We start from the raw sequence: 21,239 nt of genomic DNA, 5'->3' as shown, positions 1-21,239 counted from the left end.
CTGATAATCTGAGGATGATCTTATGAATAAAATAACCCTCTTGACTTTGCTTTTCCTTGCATTCCTTTTCATTGCCTGTGGCGAGGAAACGACGGAAAACATTACCCAAGTCAACCAGATGGCTATGGAAGTAGTCTCTTCGGCAAAGAACCTTCCGAAGTGTACTAAAGACAACGAAGGCGAACAGGCTTTTGTGAAGGGTGAAAAATCGGCACGAGTTTGTGTCGATGGCGAATGGATTTCTGCAGCTGGCGACTATTCGTGTACGACAAAGGAACTCAAAGACAAGAGCGGCGTGAAAATTATTTGCGGCGGTGATTCCGTCGGAGTTGTGCTGAACGGGAAAAACGGCACCAACGGCAAGGATGGAAAAGACGGTGCGACAGGTGAAGCCGGAAAAGATGGCAAGAACGGTTCAGGCTGCTCGGTTGTGACGCTAGCCGACAAATCCGGTCTTAAGGTTATTTGCGGTGGCGATTCCGTGGGTGTTGTACTAAACGGCAAGCAGGGTGAACAAGGTCTGCAAGGCGAAAAGGGCGATCCCGGTAAACAGGGTGAAAAGGGAGATCCTGGCAAGGATGGTAATGATGGCGCTGGTTGTTCCGTTGCTAGCCAGACGGATTCTACGGTGACAATCAAGTGCGGCGCTGATTCGTTTACGATGTCGTTGCGAGGTTCGAACGGAAACGGTAGCTCGGATACAAGCGGTATTGATACGAGCGGAGTTTATGAAATCGAAAATGCGAGTATCAGCGGCGTGTCGCAGAAGGGGCCATTCGTGAAGGGGGCTTCGGTGACGGCGTTTGAACTGGACGGCAGCAAGTCGCTGTTGCAGACGGGGCGCACTTTCAGTGGGACAATTTCTCAGGACGATGGTCGTTTCAATATGAGCAATGTGACGCTTAAGTCCAGTTACGTTCGCTTGTCGGCAAACGGCTACTATCGTAACGAGGTGACTGGCGAACGTTCGGTGTCTCCGATAACGCTGAATGCGGTGACAGATCTTTACGCCCGCAATACGGTGAACGTGAACTTGTTGACGCATTTGGAATATGACCGCGTGGCGGAATTATTGCGTAAGGGGGGCGGAACGCTTAACATCAAGAAAGTCAAGAAACAGGCCGAAAAGGAAATTTTCAATGCGTTCCATATTGACGCTACAGGCTTTGGCTATTCAGAAGATCTGGATGTGTTTGGAAAGACGGAGGCCGATGCGGCCTTGCTTGCAATTTCTATCCTGTTGCAGGGCGACCGCAGCGAAGCTGAACTTACGGAATTGCTGACCGATTTTAGCACCGATTTCAGTACTGACAGTTCTTGGGACGATTTGGCGAAGCGTGCGGAAATTGCTGATTCTGCCTTGAGCAAGGATGCACAGGGCAAGTTTGCAACCTATCGTAGCAACGTGGAAGGCTGGGGACTTTCTACAGGTTTCGTGCCGCATTTTGAAAAGTATATTCGCAGGTTCGTTAGTGTCGAAAACGGCCTCGGTGTGTGTGGCGATGATGTTGCCGTGGGAACGGTGAAGAACGTGTCGAATAAGAACTCCAAGAAGTATTATGCGACTACTTATACGGATGTAAGCAATACAGCAGTCCGCTTTATTTGCGCAAATGCGGATAGTGCCAAGTGGCGTGTGGCGACGGATATCGAAAAGGATACAATGGACTGGGCTAAAGAATTTAAAAATGCTAAGGATGGCGATGTCCATAACGGCAAGGTGAATACAAATAAAACGTATGTTTATGAAAACAAGAACTGGCGTAAGGGAACGGATGTTGATAGTCTGATTGGTAAGGGGTGCGTGACATTCCGTCAAGATACTGTAGCCTTAGCGCCAAACAAGAATTGGTATAAGTGTGTGAATCAAACATGGCGTGCGGCAACTGACATTGAAAAAGATACGGCAACTTGGGGGCACAAGTTTGTCGAGGGAACTGTCCGTAATGGTCGCGTAAATTCGAACTTGACTTACGTTTATCAGAACAATAATTGGCGGCTTGGGACGGACTTGGATAGTTTACTTGTGAAGGCGGAAGGCAAGGCTTGTCTTATAAATGGCGATACTTCAACCGTCAAGTATAATGATGTCTATTACGTTTGTACGGCGCAGCCGAGCGGCAATGTGCCGCGCAAGTGGGTGGTTGCTCCTGACATCTACAACGATACCTATGAGTCACGAGATGGTTGCTCGAAAAATGGCAAGTATGGCGACGGTACGATTCTTGTGGGTCGTGTGAATAAGGAAAAGAAGTATGTTTGCGACAATGGTGAATTCAGGATGGCTGACAGTACGGAAATTAGTTGGAATAGGGGATGTAACAGCTACATTTATGGCGCAAGCATGATGTTTGACGGACAAAAATCTTATGATAAGTGTAGTGAAAAGGGGTGGGAGTATGATTTTGAAAATTTGAACAAGGGTACGATAAAGTATGGCGGAAAAACTTATAAAACAATTGGCATTAGGACTCAGATTTGGATGGCGGAGAACCTAAACTATGAAGTCGATGGTCAAAGTTTCTGTTACAACAATTCTGCCGACAGCTGCGCAAAGTACGGAAGGCTCTATACATGGGCTGCGGCGGTGGGCAAGTCCGAAGAGGATTGTGGCTACGGCAAGACCTGCGGACTTTCCGGCAAGGTTCGTGGTGTATGTCCTGAAGGCTGGCATCTGCCCAACAGAAATGAGTGGAACATCCTGTATTCTGCTATCGGAAACAGCCCCTACGCGATGCAAGCGAAGGGTGTGGCGGACTGGCCCGATGCGACCGATGCCTACGGATTCTCCGCTCTCCCGGCTGGCTACGGTCACCTTGGTAGCTTCTACAGCATTGGCACCAGTGCCCTCTTCTGGAGTTCTACTGAGGGCATTGCTGGCGCTAACGACTGGATTGTGAGTGTGAGCAAAGCGTTCTTCAACGATAACGAGACTAAGAACTACGGTATTTCAGTCCGTTGTGTAAAGGATTAACTTGAAATAAATTAACATAGGGACAGAATGATGTCATATACAATTCAATGTACGATTACAAAATTGTCTTCCGATGGTTCTGTGGTAGTAAAAGGCTGTGAGGGCTTTTTTCTTAAAAAGGATGGAACTGAATACAATGTTTTTGTTGATGGGATGAATGCCCGATTGCAAAAAACTCCATCGAAATTGGGGAAGGAAAATAATTGGGGTGAATGGGAATTCGCTCTTCTTCGTGATGCCGTTTCTAATAATAAAAAAGTTGAATTGTTGGTTTCCGATGATTTGAAAATAGAGTCCGTTTCAATAATTGCCTAATTTTTGTACACTATTATGGACAAATAAATGAAATCCTTTCCAGAAACAGTCTTGTTCATAGGTGCTGGCGCTACAGCCCAGCTGGGAATGCCACAGAGTGATTCTCAGTCGAAATTTTTTAGGGCTCTTGTTGAACCTGGGCATGGTAGATGTCTAGAGGATGTTTTCGCGGATTATAATTTCGAATCTCGCGATCTTGAAGTAATGATTGCTTTTATCCGATTTTTGGGTGATAATTTAGAGAAAAATTGGTGTGTCGTTGAAGACGAAGATGTGAAAAATGCTCGCGTCGTCTTTGGAAACGATGCTGACGAAAAATTGCTCCGCAGTCGAGTCATGGAGCTTCGCCGCGAATATGATTGGAATGCACTAAAGCAGATCATTAAGGTTTGTCCGCACGACAAAATTGAGGATAATCTTATCCGCGATGTTTATACCATGATTGATATGAAACTTCGCGACAAGCAGGGTATTACGGTGACCGTGAAAAACGGCGACACCGTTCTTATCGAACCGGGGCGACTCCCCAAGGCTCGCAATTGCCTAATCTTGTTTACAAATATCTTGTTTGCTAACGCTTGGTATAGACTTTCTAAAGGAAAAAATGCAGAACAGTTTCAGAAGTATGTGGCTTTTAATGAAACTGTAGCGAAAATAATGCAAAAGGAAGGTAGGCAATTTGCTGACAAATATGGTGATTTTACCAAGCCTGCCTTCTATAATTTTTCGAATGCCATCATCACACTCAATTTTGAAACGGTTTTTTTGTGGCTTCTGTTTAATGCGAACCGCAAGGTGAATAGTAATGGTTTCTATCTGCCGCAGACCTCACAAAAAATGGAACAGTGGCTTTTTTTCGGAGTGTCTGGTAAAAGTCGTAAAATTTCGGATAAGTCAGAAGCTCGCTCTGTTGACAAATTTTCTTATTCTCAGGACGAGACCTCGGTTTTTCGCAATAACGAATGTCGGGTATCCGGTTCTCCGATATGGCGTATCGGATCATTCTTCTTTGCACATGGTTGCTGTAACTGGCGCGAGTGCCCTTCATGTGGCCGCATGATGTATTATTTGGGGGACGAATGGGGTTATAATTCCAAACATTTAAATCCTCCGTTTCCTGTTCCTTTGTTCGAAAATGTTGATTTTAACCGAACCGAAAAGGAGAAAGAATGGAAAAAACGTCTCCGTTACGATTCTCTTGAGTGTATCAGCTGTAGTGCCGAAACGATTGCAAGTGACGCTCCGATGATTATGCAGACGATGATTAAGGGCATGCCCACATCATTTTTGGATGAAGTTCAGCGCGAGTCACGCGTGTTACTCCGTAAGGCTCGCCATATTGTTCTGTTTGGTTATCAGTTGCCGCCTGATGATGTTCTTTGGCAGGAGGCTTTTTCAGAGGCTGTCCGTTGTCGCAAGGGTACGGATGACGAAGCCTTTTGTACGGTAGTGGTCGGGTACTTGGGTGAAAAACGTTGGATTCAGGGGGATGAGATGATGGCTTTCGTTAAAAAACATCGCTATTCTAGCGATGCTGCGTCACTGGGTGTGAAAGCGATTATAAATGCGGTTGCTATTTTTGGCGAGAACCGTGTTCGAGCCTATTGCGGAGGAATTCCTGATGTGTGGGGAAATGCAAGCGAAAGCGAAGTTCGTGAAATTCTTTATCCGAGTTGGGTAAATTGGCAAGGAACGAGGCTGGAGTAGCTGGATTATGGATCAGTTTTCCGTGCAGCACGACATAAGCTTAAACATACACCAATCGGGAGTTGTCTCCCGATGTGCAATGTCGTTTTTTGAACAATGCAAATTATTTCTTTTTTTGCCATTGCTCCATGGACAGTTTTATAAAATGTTCAGCCTCTTCAGCCGTAATTTTTCCGGCATCAATCAACGTCTTGACCAAATCTTCCTGCCCCTGCAAGTAGGACCCCTGTTTTTCATAAAGCATGTCCGTCATTCCGTCAACCTCGTTCAGAAGTATTTCGTCGGTGGACTCTTTAAAAGATACATCATGTGCAAAATCCTTGTCAAGGAGTTTTTTCAGTTTTTCTATTGGAATTTCCTTTTCTTCAAGAATATCCCTAAAAATACGCAACATTTCTGTTCTGTCGGACATGTCTCGCTTTTTCGGCGGGGTAAAGTCATCGATGCTGAAAAATTTTTCAAGCTCAATCAGGTAGATGTCAAGCTTGTCGTAAAAAAGATGGCGGTTGCGAACGAGTTGTGCGTGGTGCAGATAGGTATTCCTCTCCATAGGAAACTGATTTTCTGTCAAGAGCGAAAGAACATAAATATGAGGCAGATTGTAATCTTGCGATTTTTTGACTGTGCGCGAGATAACGCGTGCCGTATAGTAAATGAGCCTATCTATGAAAAGCGTGTTGTAGTATTGCTGGACTTCGATAAGAACGGGGCTGTCTGCCTCTGTGATGCCGTAAATATCGAAAATCGCTGTTTTGTCGTTGAGAACTCCTGGATTTTCGGGAACTCCCAAAATAAACGTTTTTATGGCGTTGCCGCCATACAGTCCGAGCATGGCATTCAGAAATTTTACAGTACGTTCGGGCTTAGCCTCGTTAGCCATAAGCATTTTGAAGATTCCGTCGCTGAACGGATAAACATTCTTATATTTTTTGCGATAATACGCCAATCTTTCGGGATGGGCGTGAACATCCTTGACAAATGCAATGAATTGCGAACGGCTCATAAAAGGTCCTTCGTTTGGTTTAGAAGAGTAAATTTACAAAGAAAAAACGCCCTTTCTCGAAAAAGGGTGAATTTTGCAAACAACCGAAGACAAAAAATATTTTTACAAACAAAAGTAGCTTATGAATTCTAAATACCTTTTATCTGTGTTTACTGCCGCGGTGCTTGCGATGCCTACGTTTGCAGAAGATTCTGCGAATGCAAGCGAACAAGTTGCTGTAAGCTCATCGCAGTCATCATCCATCTTTGTACAAGATCCTGCCATATTCCGCCAGCGGCAAGCGGAACTCGAAAAGTTGAAACAGTCCGTACAGGGTAAAAATGAAGGCCTTGATTCGTTGTTTGCTGAGGCAAGTCGTATTGCGGAAATGAACGACCGTTGCGCCATGATCAGCATTAATGACGTGATGGATGAAGGGTGTTGGGCGTTTTATCGCGTGGAACTCCCTGCGTTCGAAGAAAAGTACATGAAGGTTACGGGCGAGGTTCGTTTGGGACACATGGAAACGGCTCGTGGGCTTGAAGATCGCAAGTTGCAAATCGAAGTTTGTGTCGATGCTCTGTTTAGTTTTGCTCAGAGCAAGGACCAGTTCTTGAATTTGGACGGCGGCGTTTATCTAGAACCGCTGAGCAATGGTTTCCAGGCAAATTACGATTTTACGTTGCAATACGAACCCATCCATCGCAAACACGCTTTTGAAATTGCACAAAAGTGGGGTGAAACATGTCGCGAAATGGCGGTTCGCAAGGATGGAAAGGGCTTTGCTCCGTTCTTTTTGGAGCGTTTGGACAGCCTGAATGCGGATTTGACACGTAATGGTTCGCTTGCTGTATATAAAACGGATACGAGTGCATCTCCGACGCTTTTTATGGATATCGCTAAGCCAGTCCGCAGTGCCTATTACTTGAATGGTGTTAAATTGTTCCATAGTCGGATTAGTGCTGGTCCTGTGGAAGAAAGTCCGGTGCGTATCCGCTTCGAAACGGGTTCGGTGAATGTTGATGGCGAACCGGTGGTGATGAAGCGCGGTAAGCCTCAGAAGTTTGAAGGCTCGGTGAATTATCCGCAAAAAGAAACTTCTCTGAACGGGCGCTGGATTTGGGAAAATCAGGGCAACAACGATGGAGTTGATTTTGGTCCCGAAGAAGACGAAACTGTACGGGATAGTTTATATGCGGTTGAACAGGCGAATGTCGCTGCCGAGATCGATAAACGTCACGGACCGCATTTCTCGCCATGGGTGGGGGTGAGTGTGGCTTTTGCTCCATTCAATGACAAAAATTATAAGGCTTTCGCTCTCAATGAAGGACATTTGATGGTCTTGACGGATTTGATGGCTGTTGCTCGCGTCAAGATTGGCTTTGGTGAAAATGCGGATTTGTTTGCTTCGTTTGGTGCGGGGGCTTTTGTAGGCCTAGGCTTTGGCGAGGGGTTGCGAAGAGGGTATATCGCTCCAGTCGTGCAAGCGGAATTTGGTTACAAAAACTTTGGCTTGCGTGAAACTGCTGTTATCGCAATTCCGAAAGATGATTCCGAAGAATGGATGCAGTTTAAGACAGGTTTGTTTGTGAATTTCGGGATGTTTGGTGCTGAAGGCGGTTTTGATGTGATTACGAATTTGGGCAAGGGCGGCTACGTCACGCTCTACTGGGGGTTATAATGCTAGACGAAAGGATAAAAATGGTTGACGAAAGAAAGTGTCATTGCGAGTCCCTTTGGGTCGTGGCAATCCCCTTGATGTTTCTTGTGGGGTGTACTTTTATTGATGATTACGATATTGATTTGATGCAGGATGCTAAGGCTAGTGTGGAAAGTTCATCGTCGGTTTCTTCGACAGGTTCATCAACCGGCTCAGAGACTTTGTCGTCGAGTGCCAAGGTACGGTCGTCTAGTTCTCGTAACGCGATAAACTCTAGTAGCGCAAAGAAGGTTGCTTCGAGTTCTTCTAACTCTCGCAATGACGTAGAAAGCTCGTCGGCGAAAGCTCCATCGTCAAGTAGTACGAATCCTGAATCTTCGAACACGGAATCGGCAAAGTCCTCAGGTTCGCAGACTGTCAACTCATCAAGTTCAACTGTGGTGTTGTTCAAGTGTGGAACAAAGTTTGAAGATTCTGAAAGCGGAACGTCGTATGCAACGATTCGTATCAAAACTCAATGCTGGTTTGCTGAAAATCTGAAAATAAACACGACAAATTCCGTTTGCAATCAAGACGATTCTAAAAATTGCGAAAAGTATGGTCGCCTTTATCCATGGCGAGATGCTGAGATTGCGTGCCCAGAAGGTAGCCGCTTGCCCGAATTGAATGATTGGGAAACGCTTGAAACGAGTTTGGGAAATGCTGCTTATGCAGGCTTTTATATGAAGTCTGAAAATGCTGAATGGAAAAGTGCCAATAATGATGCCGGATTCTCTGCGCTTCCTGCGGGATATTATGATGCTGAAGATGGGGAATATATTGCGCCCGGCTTTGCTACGTTTTTCTGGAGTGCTTCTGATGAGGATGGTACTCTTGTAAAATTTGTTGGCTTGAGAAATGCGTCGGATAATATAGAATATGGCGAATATTCTAAATCGTATAAGCTTTCCGTTCGCTGCATAGTCGATAATTTCAAGTAGCTTTTCTAGTTTTTAGCAATTTATGCTATTTTTAAAAAATACCGATTATGAAGTTGTTTAAGGAAAAAATTAGGGAAAGGGTGATTTTTGGCTTGAGCGTTTTCGCTCTTGCCTTGTTGTCGTCGTGTAACGATTCCGATGATCGTAAGGCCGAACCTCTGAGCGGATCTGTAAAACAGACTCAGGTGTCTCCGTCAAAGGAGTCTCTTCAAAGCGATGCTCAGGAAACTGAATCATCGGAATCCTCTTCGCTTATTAAATGCCGTAGCCGTTTTGTTGTGGGCAATGCAGAAATTCAAAAAAGGCAAAAAGATTGGATGCGCTTGCTTGTCAATAAAAAGGTTGTCGAAAATGACAAAATTCGAACGGCTGAGGCTGCCGAGGTTGTTTTAGCGGTTCAAGATGGTTCGGCGTTAAAGATTCCCGAAAAGACGGAGGTTCAGCTAGCGGCGGAATCAAAGAACGGACAAAAAAAATTGATATTGCTCGATATCAAGTATGGGCGTGTTCATTTTGATGTTCAAAAACAGCGTGAACGTGAATTACGTTTCACAACGGGAACGGCTGCTGCTGCTATCCGTGGAACTGCGGGCTTTGTCGGGAACCTCAATGGCAAAATGTTCGCCTCGCTCAAAGAGGGGATGCTGGATGTTACAAACAAGTCTGGTAAAACGAATTCGATCGTGAAAAAGCAGACTGTGTTTGTCGATGAACAAGGAAAAGCCAAGGTACTAAATTTGGCATCATCGGGAACGGAGGCTCTTTCGAAAGCTATTGATTCGTTTGCTTTGCCCGAAGTTTCTGTTGCGGTGTTGGAAAAGTCGCTCAAAAAATTTGATGACGCTTTTGTCAAGGAACAGAAAATTTTTGAGAAAAAAGTTCAGTTTCGTGCAACGCCGATTGCCGATACGTTGTTTGTGCCTACAGTCACGCTTACGGCTCGTGCAACACCCGGTATTTGGGTGATGGTGCTTGGCGAATCGGATTCCATCGGAGCTAACGGCATTTACCAGCGGACGTTTGAGTGGGATGATTCTGAATATGGCTCTAAAAGATTCTTGGCCAGTTGCAGCGACGGCCATGTTGAATTTCCATGCTATACATGGGTAACGGAGTATGCTCCTGTATCTACGCTTGATGGAAGTGCTTCTGAAAATCGTGCGGATCCGTCTAACCAAAGTGCTGGAACGGCTGCTGACGCATCGAAAAATGTGAAATTGTCTGTAAAAGTGAATGGCCCTCGCAGCGAACGTATTCATCTTGATTTACCGGCAAAAGAGCTGAACACAAATTTGAAATTTAGTTTAGCTGAAATCTCTGCAACAGATTTGAACCAATTGCAATCGCTATCTGTTTTGCGCAATGGCAAGCCGTTCAAGAATTTTGGCAAGAATGAACTGACTTCGCTTGCTTACGAAGTTCCTGTGACGATTGCACGTAACAAAATTGCTGATTTCGAAGTGGTCGCTACGCTCAAGAACGGTAAAAAGTTCCGTGCGAAAAAGACATTCGAAGTCTATTGCCTTGTGTCGAATCATCCCGGCGGAAAGGCTAGAAATACGGTTGTGCCGCTGGACCAAGAATATGAGCGTTTAAAGCAAAGCGGACAATTAACGCATGAGTGATAAAAGTGGTTAGTGGTTCGTATAGAAAAATGAATTTAGATAAAGGAAAGTGAGTATGAAAAAACTGTTTTGTGGAGCTCTTGTTGCGGTTCTCTTTGCTGCTTGTGCTGGGAATCCGCCAGCAAACGATAACGGCAGCGTCCGTGAAAAAGCTGAAAATGCTTATTCGGAGGGGCAGAACTCCGCGCCTGTTGCTCCTCAAACAAGTAGCGAGGCTCCATCGGCTCCGCTTTCGACTGTCGCGTTCAAGAATGCGCCTACAGTTTTGGTGACTCCTGCACTGTCGGGGCGGATGGCGGCATCGATTGATGTTGTCCGCAATAACCCGTTTGCAAAGACCGCGATGGAAACGATTAACTCGTACCTCACATCTCGCGGTTACTCTGTGGTCGGCCTTGAAAGTCAAGCTCAGCTAGATGAAGTCATCCAGCTCCAGTCCGATATTGCTGGGAATGATGAAGATTTGTCGTACGTGGCGGGGCTTTCGGTAGGTGCGGATATCAGCATTACGTATGCGGGGAGCATTCAAGAAAACGATATCGTCGTGGATTTGAACGCGAGCGAGGCCTCTACGGCGAATCTTTTGGCGAGCGAATCGGTTCGTCAGAAAAAAGAGGGCGGACAATCGCAGCGCGTATTGGTGCAGCGGGCCATGGAAAGCGCTATCGTAAATCTTGAAAATAAAATTCGCGACCGCATGGCTTCTCAGTTGGAAATGGGCGTTCAATATAAAGTTGTTGTCCGTTTGACGGGTGATTTTACCGACGACCAAGCTGAAGAAATTTCAAATATCGTATCGCTGCAAATCCGCAAGAAATTCAACAAGATGCAAATTGTTTCGATGAGCCGCAACACTTACGATTTGCTTGTTTACGTAGATCCTGACAAGTACGAAGATGCGCAGATGGTCTATGGCGAATTTGTGGAAGCGTTGAGCGGCCTTGCCAAAGTTCGCAAGCAGAACATCACCAAGAAGCTGATTATTTTGGAGATCAAGTGATTGGTGTTTAGTGGTTAGGATTTGTTATGAATTTATTTAAAGTAATATTTTTTGGTCTTTTGACTGCAAGTTTTTCTTTAGCGGCTAATGTCGTCACTTATACGGCGACATCTAAGGTTTCGCAAAAAGATGCCGACAAAAAAGCGATGGAAGGGGTGGCTCTCCAAATAGGAGCTCAAGTCAAGTCTTCGCTCGAAACGCGTACGGTGGAAAAAGAGGATGGCTCTATAGCATCGACCGCTGACAGCAAAAAGTCGGTTTCGACGAACGTTTTGCTTAAAAGTGCAAAAATTCAGACCGGAGCCAAGAAAAATGGGATGTTCCAATCAACGGTGACTGTGGATTTGGATTTGCTCGCCTCCAAAATTTTGTTGGATTTGGATCAAATCAAGTCGCAAATGAAAACGAAAGATTCGTTGATTCGCCTCGATATGCTCGATCGCGATTATCGCAAAATGGAAAGCGAAATGATTCTCCTCGAAAAGCTTGCTCGTTCTTACAACGACCAACTTGAAAATCTTTCGTTTGTGCAAAAAGTGCCCAAAGAGCTGAAGCTCGAAACGACGCTTGGCGAATTGACGGAATTTTTGGTTTCATCGATGCAGACCGTGAATTTTGAAACCGAGGTTTCGTCAGGAGAATTGCGTGTAACGGTATCTGATTTTGCTGGGCCGATTGCTAATTTTCCGCTGGTGCTGACACAAGAGAAAATCGAAGTCGATAATGCGAAAACGAATGCTGAAGGCAGTGCTGTTTTTAAACTGAAAAACATTAAGAAATTGAAACCTAGCGGCGAAGTGACGGTCCATGCGGATATGAATTTTCGTTTTGTACGCCAGTCCGCATTGCAAAATAAAGTCGTGAGTTATGGCGCTCAAAAGACGGGCAAGTTGTACAAGCTCGTGTGTAGCGGGAATTCTGCCGAATGCGGTGCTCTCCAAAAGTTTTTGACCGATGCCGGAATTTCCATTGCTGACCGTGCCGGACTCCCTGAACTTGTTGCAACGCTTGAATTTAGCGATAAAGTGAATTCTTCGCGGAGCCTTTACACCTCCCGTGCGACAATTAAGTTGAGATCGGGGGATATCGAAGTTGTGGAGCAGCCTCAAGGGGTTGGCCGCGATGAGGAATCTGCCCATGTAAAGGCGATTTCTAAAATGTCCATTTCTCGCATCGAAAGCCTGCGCTAAGGGTATTGTGTGTGCATTTCTGTGCGTCTCGAAAAAATTACATGGAAAATGCGTCTTAGCGACGATAAAACCATTTAATTAGTATAGATTTGCACCATGAATATCGTTATTTACGCACTTTTTGCTCTTTCTGGCTTTGCAGGACTCATTTATGAAGGTTCGTGGGCCAGGTACCTCAAACTTTTCCTCGGACATTCCAGTTACGGCCAGGTGCTCACGCTCTGCATTTACATGGGCGGGCTTGCGATTGGTAGTTTTGTCGCGGGAAAACTCGTGGAGCGCGTGAAGCGCCCGCTGCTTGGGTATGCGGCGGTGGAACTTGGCATTGGCATCGGCGGAATCATCTACCATCCGCTTTACATTTGGCTCACGGATTATTTTTACGATTCAAATTTTGTGGCGGGCCTGAGTTCGCGTGGGGCAGAAATTGTCAAGGTCATTTTGGCGACGGGTTCGACGCTCCCGATTGCGATTGCTGTCGGCATGACGTTCCCGTTCATTGCGGCGGGGCTTATGCGCAAGAGCGGTGCCGAAGTTTCGCTTCCGATGCTTTACTTTACGAACAGCCTCGGCAGTGCGATTGGCATTTTGTTCACAAGCTACACGTTGATTCCTGTGCTCGGTAACCATGCGACGCTTTGCGTGGCGGCTTCAATCAACTTCTTGTTGGCGGCGGTGTTCTGTTATATTGGTTATTCGACGCCTTCGACGTACGAGGAAGAAGTTGAAGAAGAAGGTGGCGAGGTGGCGGAATCTCGCGAAAATGCCGCGCATACAGAACCGATTAATGAAGATTATGTGGCGGAACACAAGCTCGCGATGCCGCCGAAGAATATGTGGTTCTGGATTGCCGGAATTACGGGTCTTACTTCGTTTGTTTATGAAATTGTTTGGATCCGTTTGCTCTCGTTGTTGATGGGGTCTTCGAGCCACAGCTTTGACCAGATGCTTTCGGCGTTCATTTTGGGACTTGCGATTGGCAGCGCCGTGAGCGGAAAGCTTTTGAAGAAGGACTCGCTCGTGGTGCTTTCGCTTGCACAGATTTTCATGGGTTTCTTTGCGCTTTGTACGTTGTATTTCTACAAGCCGTTCTGGGAAGGCATGAACATTGCGAACCAGATTTTCAATACGACGAATGACGGTTATGTTTGCTGGAGCATTTTCAAGTATGTGCTTTCGATTTTCTGGATGGTGCCGACGAGCTTCTTCGCAGGCATGACGCTTCCGCTGATTACGTTGATTTTGACACGTGCGTTCAAGAGCGAAGCCCCGATTGGCAAGGTCTATGGCTGGAATACGGTGGGTTCGATTCTCGGTTCGGCTGGCGGTGGACTTTTGCTGTTACCGCTTTTGCAGCTCAAGGGCTCGCTGGTGCTCGCTGCTGTGCTAGACTTTATGATTGGTTTTATTTTGCTCGTCATTTATCGCAAAAAGTTCCGCTATAGCGTGCTGTTCTATGTGATGACGGCGATGATGATTTTGCCTTCGTTCTTTGTGAATTTCGACCCGCACATGATTACGTCGGGTGCGTTCCGTGCGTTTAAAAATTTGCATCCGGACGAGAAGATTATCGTGCGTGACGGCAAAACGGCGACGATTAGTTTCCACGAATCCGATGTGCATTATTACGTAAAGACAAACGGTAAGGCCGATGCGAGCATGAGCAAGAATCGTGAACGCCCGATTGAAGGCGACGAACTCACGCAGGCGGCGACCGCGTTTATGCCGATGGCGATGAAGGACAAACCGTATGATGCCGCAATGGTCGGATTTGGCAGCGGCATGGGTGCGCATTACTTGCTCGCAGACCCGCTGGTGCGCGATTTTGACTGCGTGGAAATCGAAGAAGAAATGATGAACCTCGCTCGAGGATTTTATCCGTGGAACGCTCGCGGTTACGACGATCCGCGCATTCACATTTTCATTGACGATGCGCAGACGTTCTTCCTCACGAACCGTCGCAAGTACGACTTGATGATTAGCGTGCCGAGTAACCCGTGGGTGAGCGGTGTCGCGAGCTTGTTCAGCCATGAATTTTATACGAAGATGCGCCGCTACATGAAGCCGGGCGGACTTTGGGTGCAATGGATCCAGACGTATGAATTTAATGACTTGCTGTTCCTCAACATCTTGAAGGCTCTCGATGTGGCATTCCCGTACGTGAGTTTGTACAAGGCTCCTGAAGAACCGGATATCATCATTGTGGCTAGTGACGAACCGGTGATGCAGCGCGCGATTGGAAGGTTCCATACGGATCCCGAGCTTGTGAAGGAATTCAAGCGCATCCACCGCGACCCGGACTTCTTTGGCGAACAGAATTTCCTTTTTACCTCAAAGATGGTGAAGTCGCTCTTGGATGGCGTGGAACCGAACAGCACGTTTATCCCGATGGTCGATAACAAGGCCGAAGAAGCTCGCTTTGTGCATTCGAACGCTCGCATTGTGCAGGTGTTCGACAGCTGCGAAATTTGCTGGCCGGAATATTTGGATTCGGCAGATTATGCATTGCGCCGCCCGGTAAAGGTGCAGTCCATGCTTAAGGCGGGGACGGACAAGTATCGCGAACGCGCTCTCTTGGCATACATGAAGGAAGTCGAAAAACGCATGAAAATTTTCGAAGGCATCTCGGCGATGCTCGCTGTGAACGGCAACGATTCTGCTAAGGTCGATGATTCTTTGTCTGTCGCTCCTGCAAATGTCGCTGATTCTGCGACGGCGGTGGATAGCCTCGTTCGCCCGAAATTCAAGGTAGATGAAACTTCTCCGGATTGGAAAAAGTTCCGCATGGAATACGTGGAATGGATGCGAGGCGTTCCGATGGAAGCTCGCGATACGAACAAGGTTTACGTCAAAGTTCGCAATCTCGTGAATGCGGGCGTGCTACCGGAATCGTTCGTGGATGAGTTCAACATCATGGAAGCGGCCCGCGCCAAGAATTACAGGCTCGCTGCGGAATACGTTGCGAATTTCTACGAGAAGTACGAAGTCGCCGCGATGGATGAGTTCTTCTTGCGCAACGCGATTCTTGTAGCATTCCTCGCTCACAATCCGACGCTTGCCAATGTGCTCTATAAAGAAGCGATCAAGCCACACGAAGACTTTGCTCCGATTGAGAAACTCCTCATCCAGAAGGAAATCCCGAGAATCAAGGTGAAGTAAGGATTCACAGTCATCTTGAGCGCGCGGCGCTTTTTGCGTGTCATCCTGAGCAAGCGCAGCGCGTCAAAGGATCCAGTGACAGTTCTTGCAAATATTTATTGCAGTTTCAAGACTTTACTGGATGTTAGCTCAAAGAGCTTAACTCTACTAAGGGACTAAAGCCCCAAGTATCGTATATCGCCTTGCGGCTCAATGTGACTGATATGTAAAAATAAAAGGAAGCGTTTAACGCTTCCTTTTTAAATCTATTGTAGTGGCTTCCTAAAACCTATAACCTAATACCTAACGTCCTATTTCCTAGAACAGGAACGAAATTCCAAGGTTCGTGTAGAACGTGAGGAGTGTCGAGTTCGTGAAAGACTGCTCCACTGTCAGACCTTGGTTCAAAAGGTTTGTGAAACATTGGACTACGCGGAGGTTCACATGAACGTTCCTTGTCAGCATGTAGCCGCCTTCGAGCGCGAGGCCCACTTCCATGTTTGTCGAAACAAATGTGTTGGAGCTTTTGCTTGTGCCGTTAGAAGAAGTCCCTTCTTTGACTTCGGAACTGAATTCAGTGTCGCCCATTAACTTCAGTCCGAGATGCAAACCTGCTGCGGCAAAAAAGTCGTATTGATCGAATGTATAACGGAACATAATCGGAAGCTCAAATAACATTATGTTGAGCTTGGCTTTGTTCGTATAAACTTCCATGTCCTTTTCGTAACCATAGTGACGGTAGTTAAACGTGAGTTCTGGAACGAGGCTGAAGTTTTTTGTGAACATTGAAATTTTGATAATAAGACCTGCACCGGCATTCCAACCTGCTCCCCATCCATCGGAATTGGAACCAAGGAATGTGTTGAAACCGCCCTGTACACGTGCTCCGACAAAGACGGACTGCGAAAAGCCTTCTTTGCGTTGTTTGCTGATTTCAGAACGTGAAGTTGTCTGCGTCTTGTATCTGGCGTAGGCGCTTGCATATTCTTCGTCGTTTGCAAATTCGCTGTCAGAGGTTCCATCATAGGAACCGGTGCTTTTTTCGCTTGTTGCGGGCTTTGGAGAATCGGCAGAAAGCCAATCATCATCATCGGAACTGGATTGTGCGAAGGCACTCATTGAGAGTGCGAAAATCATGGACGCGAGTATGCAAGATTTTTTTAAAGGCATGACTGAATTATAACAAAACATAGATGGTTCAACAACTTAAAAATATTTTATTGAGTCGGAAAAGATAAGAAAAAAAAATTTACAGAATCAGTAATCGTTGTTTTTATAGCATCGAAAATAGCGATTTTATTCTAAGTGGGACTATTTATCCCATGGTCTGTGTAAACTTTACTTTGTAATTTGCTTGATGGGACGGTTGATCGTTCTAATAAAATCAAGGAGGACATCATGAAAAACGTAAAGATAATGGCGCTCGTCGCCCTCGCTTTTATGGTTTCAACATCGTTTGGAGCCGAGTTTGTCAAGTCGAAACGTGGAGATGTCGAGATTACTTCTGAAAAAGAAGGTGGTCGAGTCATTTGCACGGCTGGCTTTAATGACGAACTTGCAATTCTGAAAAAATCGGATACTGCGGTTTTGGTCAAAGGAAAATGCGGACAAGGTTGGGTTACAAAATCCAAGATTGAAATGCTTGCCAAGGGCCCGGGCGACAAGTCCATAAGCTTGGGTGGTGTCGATGTGCGTGGTTGGCTTGATAATCCATCGGTTTGGGACGTTAACAAATCTGGATATATGGAGCCTCCTGAAGTGGAAATCAATCGTGATTTCAAGGAATACTTGGCTTACACCATGGACCGTGAACAATTGGAGATTAAAAACGGCGAAAACTAACAGCGTAGACTTCTAATTTTAGCTCTGGAAGGGTGGTCACCTTCTGGGGCTTTTTTTTTATTACATATATCGCAAAAAGTGTTTTTTTTGATAAAAAAGTTGGTATGTTTAATGAACATATTAGGAGGATGTTTAGATGTCCAAATATTTTTGTAGATTAAGCTATGAATAAGAAAGGTGTATACATGAAAAGCTTTTCTCATACTACTGTAGTTATGGCTATCGCTCTTGCCGTATCCATACCTTTGTCATTCGTAGCTTGTAGCGAGACTACGTCTGCCATCAACGAAGAATCACTGGCATTTTTGGAACCCTTGCCGGAATCCCCGTCGTTGGCTCCTGAATCGTCTTCTGCAATTCCAGAGTCTTCTTCGGCTATTCAGTCCTCGTCGTCTGAGGTTGTATCGCTCATGAATGGCAAAGAATGCACTGCCGAAAATGAAGGCGTTGTCGATACGATGTGGGTCGGAAATATCAAGTATGGTTCTTTGGGGTACTATAGATGCGAAAAGGGGGAGTGGGTTCAGAAAACCCCTGCGGTGACTTGTGATACGACTGGTGCGAATGTGGGCGATGTTTGTACGAGAATTCAAAAAGTGGGATTTTTTGGGGGCCATGAGTCTCGAATCGTTTATATATACAAAGGAAATGACGAGTGGGATATTTTTTATGGCTTGGAGAAAATGACTAAGGAGTGTAATGCTGCGAATGAAGGGCTCAAGGAAAAATTGACTTATCATAGCGTTGATACAAACGATATTACGGTATTTTTTGCGTGTAGTCATGGTGAATGGAAGAATACTACAGAAGCTTATTACGAATGCATGACGGAAAAAACGGCTCTCGGTGATACTTGCTCAATTGAATCGAATGGTGAAGTACAGTATTATCGGTACTTGTTCGATGATGGATACAATTCTGGTTGGGCGGAATGTACGTTTGATTTGGAACATGGCTATTGTACAAAAGATTATTCTAGCAATTTCAGTCATCATCTTTGGGATGAAATTACGCCATTCTTATATCATGTGTCGCCCGAAGGCAACTATTACTGTCAATATGGCAAATGGAAACCTGCAAAATTTGTGCCGCGGCAATATACGGATTCACGAAAAAGTGGTTTGACAGATGAAGAATACGATATTTTGGAATTGCCGAAAAATGCAAAAGTGGGGGACCGTGAAGGAGGTTTGTTGGAAGACTGTTATAATGACATGGTAATGCCTTTTTGTGGTCCAAGCGAATGGATCGATGAAATGTATGATTACTGCATGCCGAAAAATTATTATCGGTATCGCGATAATGGAACTTGGACTTTAGAAACAGATCAGGAACGTGAAACTGACCCAAGTTTTCATAGTGGTCAGGAATGTACCGCTGAAAGAGAAGGCGTAGAAACGGTATTTCCACCAGAACCGCACGTCCCTGGCAGAATTTACCGCTGCATTTCTGGAAACAATGTCCTTGAGGAATATATCTTTGGTCGGTCTGGAAATAATAATTGATTTGCTCTTTTGAAAGTCGCCCCGCTTAGCGGGGCTTTTCTGTTTTTGCTCTTTCTCGCCTTGCACACTTTTGCCGTGGCTCTCGCCTTTTGCTAAATTTACCGCGGAAAAATTAAAGGACAATTACAATGGCTAAGTATAATCCGCAAGAGATCGAAACCAAGTGGCAAGCCTACTGGGAAGAACATCAAACTTTCAAGACGGGCGAAGATAAGTCCAAGCCGAAGTATTACTGCCTGGACATGTTCCCGTATCCGAGTGGCGCAGGCCTCCATGTGGGTCACCCCGAAGGTTACACCGCAACGGACATCATCTGCCGCTACAAGCGCAGCCGCGGTTTCAATGTGCTCCACCCCATGGGTTGGGACGCTTTCGGTCTCCCTGCAGAACAGTACGCTATTCAGACCGGTACGCACCCGGCCATCACGACCAAGAAGAACTGCGACAATTTCCGCCGCCAGATCAAGCGCCTCGGCTTAAGCTATGATTGGAACAAGGAAGTCAACACCACCGACCCGAAGTATTACAAGTGGACGCAGTGGATTTTCAAGCGCCTTTACGGCACCTGGTTCGATGAAGACCAGCAGAAGGGCCGCCCCATCGAAGAACTCCCGATTCCTGCCGATGTCGAAGCAAAGGGCAAGGAAGAAGTTCGCAAGTACAAGGATTCTAAGCGCCTCGCTTACTACGCCGACGCTCAGGTGTGGTGGTGCAAGCACTGCAAGATTGTCTGCGCGAACGAAGAAGTCTTGAACGATGGCAGCCACGAAAAGTGCGGCACCAAGGAAGTGGAACGCCGTAACCTCAAGCAGTGGCTCATGCGCATCCCGCTGTATGGCGACCGCCTGCTGAAGGGCCTCGACAAGCTCGACTGGCCGCAGGGCGTGAAGGACATGCAGAAGAACTGGATTGGCAAGAGCTACGGTGCCGAAGTGGATTTTGCCATTGCCGACGCTAACGGCAAGCCGACCGAAAAGAAGCTCCGCGTCTATACGACCCGTTGCGATACGCTGTTTGGTGCTACCTACATGGTCGTCGCCCCTGAACACGCAATGGTGCCGGAACTCACGACTGCCGAACAGAAGGCTGCCGTGGAAGAATACGTTCACGCCGCCGCTCTCAAGAGCGATCTCGACCGTACGGAACTCGCCAAGGAAAAGACTGGTGTGTTCACTGGTTCTTACGCCGTAAACCCGCTCACCGGCACGAAGATTCCGGTGTGGGTTGCTGACTACGTTTTGACGGGCTATGGCACCGGCGCTATCATGGCTGTGCCGGCTCACGATACTCGCGACTTTGACTTTGCAAAGAAGTTCAACCTCCCGGTGATCTGCATCATGGAACCGGACGCAAGCTGCCCCGAAGATGTAAAGCCGCTCGTGCTCAAGGGCGAAGCTTGCTGGGCTGCCGACGGCACCTACATCAACAGCCAGAACGACACGCTTTGCCTGAACGGCCTCAACAAGAAGCAGGGCATCGCGAAGGTCATCGAATGGCTCGAAGCGAACAAGATCGGCAAGGCTACGGTGAACTACAAGCTCCGCGACTGGCTCTTCAGCCGCCAGCGCTACTGGGGCGAACCGTTCCCGGTCATCCACTGGGAAGATGGCGAAATCTCGACCGTCGATGATGCCGAACTGCCGGTGCTGTTGCCGGAACTCAAGGACTACAAGCCGGGTGACGGCGGTCAGTCCCCGCTCGCAAACGCCACTGAATGGCTCCAGGTGACCGACAAGAACGGCCGCAAGGGTATCCGAGAAACGAACACCATGCCGCAGTGGGCTGGCTCCTGCTGGTATTACCTCCGCTACATCGATGCTTGCAACGGTGACGCATTTGTAGCAAAGGAACTCGAAAAGTACTGGATGCCGGTTGATCTCTATGTGGGCGGTGCCGAACACGCCGTGCTTCACTTGCTCTACAGCCGTTTCTGGCACAAGGTTTTGTTCGATCTCGGCCTCGTCTCTACCGACGAACCGTTCCAGAAGCTCTTCAACCAGGGTATGATTCTTGCCTTTGCATATGAAGATGCCGCTGGTTCCAAGGTCCCGACTGACGAAGTCGAAGAAAAGAACGGCAAGTACTTCAAGAAGGGTACGGACATCGAACTCAAGCAGATTGTGGCTAAGATGAGTAAGTCTTTGAAGAACGTTGTGAACCCGGATGACGTCGTGCGCGACTACGGTGCCGACAGCCTTCGTTTGTACGAAATGTTCATGGGTCCGCTCGACGCCGTGAAGCCGTGGCAGACCAAGGGCATTGAAGGCATGAACCGCTTCCTCGGCCGCGCTTGGCGCTCTGTGGTGGGTGACGACGATGAT

14 protein-coding genes are annotated in these 21,239 nt (G+C 46.7%); 12 read left to right on the top strand and 2 right to left on the bottom strand.

Annotation, left to right across the window (positions count from 1 at the left end; all coding sequences use genetic code 11):
* Positions 1 to 22: 22 nt before the first annotated feature.
* Genes IKG78_RS13510 through IKG78_RS13500 form a run of 3 tightly spaced genes read left to right on the top strand, consistent with a single transcriptional unit; the run spans position 23 to position 4,996 of the window.
* Positions 23 to 2,974, top strand: a complete 2,952-nt coding sequence (locus tag IKG78_RS13510; RefSeq protein ID WP_290944386.1) for an FISUMP domain-containing protein — start codon at positions 23 to 25, stop codon at positions 2,972 to 2,974.
* 27 nt (positions 2,975 to 3,001) lie between these two features.
* On the top strand, positions 3,002 to 3,289 hold the full coding sequence (locus IKG78_RS13505) for a hypothetical protein (RefSeq protein WP_290944383.1): 288 nt from the start codon (positions 3,002 to 3,004) through the stop codon (positions 3,287 to 3,289).
* A 27-nt stretch (positions 3,290 to 3,316) separates the two neighbouring features.
* Entirely contained in the window at positions 3,317 to 4,996 is a 1,680-nt protein-coding gene (locus IKG78_RS13500; RefSeq protein WP_290944381.1) for a hypothetical protein, read from the top strand.
* A 103-nt stretch (positions 4,997 to 5,099) separates the two neighbouring features.
* Here the strand turns inward: IKG78_RS13500 and IKG78_RS13495 are convergent, their stop codons facing one another.
* Positions 5,100 to 5,999 (bottom strand): PD-(D/E)XK nuclease family transposase, encoded by a 900-nt coding sequence (locus IKG78_RS13495; RefSeq protein ID WP_290944378.1) that lies wholly within the window; start codon positions 5,997 to 5,999, stop codon positions 5,100 to 5,102.
* Positions 6,000 to 6,120: 121 nt separating this feature from the next.
* Here IKG78_RS13495 and IKG78_RS13490 point away from each other — a divergent pair, with 121 nt between their 5' ends.
* The 6 genes from IKG78_RS13490 to IKG78_RS13465 all read left to right on the top strand — a co-directional run bounded on the left by IKG78_RS13490 (position 6,121) and on the right by IKG78_RS13465 (position 15,592).
* Entirely contained in the window at positions 6,121 to 7,659 is a 1,539-nt protein-coding gene (locus IKG78_RS13490; RefSeq protein ID WP_290944374.1) for a hypothetical protein, read from the top strand.
* A 20-nt stretch (positions 7,660 to 7,679) separates the two neighbouring features.
* Positions 7,680 to 8,618, top strand: a complete 939-nt coding sequence (locus tag IKG78_RS13485; protein WP_290944371.1) for an FISUMP domain-containing protein — start codon at positions 7,680 to 7,682, stop codon at positions 8,616 to 8,618.
* A gap of 47 nt (positions 8,619 to 8,665) precedes the next feature.
* Positions 8,666 to 10,243 carry a FecR family protein gene (locus tag IKG78_RS13480; protein WP_290944369.1) on the top strand — a complete coding sequence of 526 codons (1,578 nt, stop codon included), beginning with the start codon at positions 8,666 to 8,668 and terminating at the stop codon, positions 10,241 to 10,243.
* A gap of 55 nt (positions 10,244 to 10,298) precedes the next feature.
* A complete protein-coding gene (locus IKG78_RS13475) occupies positions 10,299 to 11,243 on the top strand; it encodes a DUF6175 family protein (protein WP_290944367.1) in 945 nt (314 codons plus the stop codon).
* 26 nt (positions 11,244 to 11,269) lie between these two features.
* Positions 11,270 to 12,433 carry a hypothetical protein gene (locus IKG78_RS13470; RefSeq protein WP_290944365.1) on the top strand — a complete coding sequence of 388 codons (1,164 nt, stop codon included), beginning with the start codon at positions 11,270 to 11,272 and terminating at the stop codon, positions 12,431 to 12,433.
* Positions 12,434 to 12,529: 96 nt separating this feature from the next.
* Positions 12,530 to 15,592 (top strand): fused MFS/spermidine synthase, encoded by a 3,063-nt coding sequence (locus IKG78_RS13465; RefSeq protein ID WP_290944363.1) that lies wholly within the window; start codon positions 12,530 to 12,532, stop codon positions 15,590 to 15,592.
* A 297-nt stretch (positions 15,593 to 15,889) separates the two neighbouring features.
* Here IKG78_RS13465 and IKG78_RS13460 read toward each other — a convergent pair whose 3' ends face one another.
* Positions 15,890 to 16,708 (bottom strand): outer membrane beta-barrel protein, encoded by an 819-nt coding sequence (locus IKG78_RS13460; protein WP_290944361.1) that lies wholly within the window; start codon positions 16,706 to 16,708, stop codon positions 15,890 to 15,892.
* A gap of 261 nt (positions 16,709 to 16,969) precedes the next feature.
* Between IKG78_RS13460 and IKG78_RS13455 the strand changes: the two genes are divergently transcribed.
* The 3 genes from IKG78_RS13455 to leuS all read left to right on the top strand — a co-directional run.
* Positions 16,970 to 17,413 carry a hypothetical protein gene (locus IKG78_RS13455; RefSeq protein WP_290944359.1) on the top strand — a complete coding sequence of 148 codons (444 nt, stop codon included), beginning with the start codon at positions 16,970 to 16,972 and terminating at the stop codon, positions 17,411 to 17,413.
* A 185-nt stretch (positions 17,414 to 17,598) separates the two neighbouring features.
* Positions 17,599 to 18,918, top strand: a complete 1,320-nt coding sequence (locus IKG78_RS13450) for a hypothetical protein (RefSeq protein WP_290944357.1) — start codon at positions 17,599 to 17,601, stop codon at positions 18,916 to 18,918.
* A 128-nt stretch (positions 18,919 to 19,046) separates the two neighbouring features.
* Positions 19,047 to 21,239 (top strand): leucine--tRNA ligase (gene leuS, locus IKG78_RS13445; RefSeq protein WP_290944355.1); only part of this gene is annotated, 2,193 nt, incomplete at its 3' end.

This window comes from Fibrobacter sp., assembly GCF_017545445.1.
Lineage (GTDB): Bacteria > Fibrobacterota > Fibrobacteria > Fibrobacterales > Fibrobacteraceae > Fibrobacter.
Note: the sequence above shows the minus strand (reverse complement) of the source record. Positions and strands in the feature narration are given on the sequence as shown.